General features: G+C 44.7%; 2 protein-coding genes. Both read left to right on the forward strand.

Features of this window, described 5'->3' with window-relative positions:
* Positions 1-228: IS66 family insertion sequence element accessory protein TnpB (gene tnpB, locus AC19MX_RS21085; RefSeq protein ID WP_498299770.1), on the forward strand; the 228-nt coding region annotated here is incomplete at its 5' end.
* Positions 229-311: 83 nt separating this feature from the next.
* A partial coding sequence (locus tag AC19MX_RS21090) for a transposase (RefSeq protein ID WP_498299771.1) occupies positions 312-861 on the forward strand: 550 nt, incomplete at its 3' end.

Raw genomic sequence — 861 nt, forward strand, 5'->3', positions numbered from 1 at the left:
GGCAGTGTGTTTGTCTTTTGTAATAAAGGCCGTGATAAATTAAAAATCCTCTACTGGGATAACACCGGCTTTGCACTGTGGTACAAACGCCTCGAGCAGGATAAGTTTAAGTGGCCGACGAAAAGTATTGATGAGTGCATGAGTTTATCTGAGCAACAGTTTCATTGGCTGTTATCTGGCTTTGATGTGCTGGGTCATCAGCATGTGAACGGCTTGAATTACAGTTAATTGATCGCCATTGAGAAGGCTGTTTTCAATAATTAGATCACTGCTTTAGCCTTATCTAAGGGGATGTTTGGTATAATAATGCCATGAAACTAAACCCTGATAACTTACCCAATGACGTTGATTTACTTAAGCAATTATTGCTTGAGACGTTGGCGGCTAAAGACGCTGAAATCGCTGAACTTAAACACTCTGTGCAGCGCTTGCTTGAGCAATTTCGCTTAGCCCAGCAACAACGTTTCGGCGCCAGCAGTGAAAGCCATGACTATCAAGGTGAGTTGTTTAACGAAGCAGAAGTGACGGTTGATGAGCCTGTTGAATTAACAGCAGATGCTGACGCGCCTGTGTCACCTAAACAGCGCGCCAAGCGTAAATTACTGCCTAAAGACCTGCCACGTGAAGTGATTATCCATGACATCAGTGATGAAGATAAGCAGTGTGAGTGCTGTGGTCATGAGCTGGCGTTAATGGGCCAAGACAGTAGTGAGAAGCTGAAGTTTATTCCGGCACAAATCAGTGTGATTGAGCACGTTAGATTAAAATACAGCTGCAAGCATTGTGAAACAAAAGGAACCCAGGCCAATATCAAACAAGCGCCCGTGCCAGTCAGTCCTATCCCTAAAAGCGTGGCGACGC

Source organism: Shewanella sp. MF05956 (assembly GCF_059758055.1).